This is a genomic window from Mesorhizobium sp. M7A.F.Ca.AU.002.02.1.1, assembly GCF_003998535.1.
GTDB lineage: Bacteria > Pseudomonadota > Alphaproteobacteria > Rhizobiales > Rhizobiaceae > Mesorhizobium > Mesorhizobium ciceri.
On record NZ_RZPB01001478.1, the window covers coordinates 1 to 479 of the forward strand.

The 479-nt window shown below is 59.5% G+C and carries 1 protein-coding gene; it reads right to left on the minus strand.

From position 1 onward, the window contains the following. Positions 1-52 precede the first annotated feature (52 nt). A partial coding sequence (locus EN879_RS38465; RefSeq protein ID WP_164774967.1) for a L,D-transpeptidase family protein occupies positions 53-479 on the minus strand: 427 nt, incomplete at its 5' end.

Here is a 479-nt window from a genome sequence, read left to right on the forward strand (position 1 = left end):
AATGAAAAAAGGCCGCCCTGAGAGGCGGCCTTTTTAAATAGAAATCAAATATTTAAAGCGCGGACGTGATCTGCAGCTCGTTGTTGCCATCAAGCGCGTAGACGTCGTCGCGGAACTGCACCACGCCCGGACCGGTCGACCAGGCCGAGAGATAGAGGAAGTGGACCGGCACCGGATTGGTGACCTGGATCGGCGTGTTTTCACCGGTCTTGATCGCCGCCTCGAAATGCTGGCGGTCCCAGCCGGGCGTGTCGCGCAGGATCCAGGTGACGAGGTCGCGCACATTCTGCACGCGCACGCAGCCCGAGGAATCGAAACGCAACATCTTGCCGAACAGGCTCTGCTGCGGCGTGTCGTGCATGTAGACGCCATCAGGGCTCGGGAAATTGATCTTCACCGAAGCCATGGCGTTTTCCGAGCCGGGATCCTGACGGAACCGGTACTTGGCGGCGTCGTCGGTCGACCAGTCGACATTCATC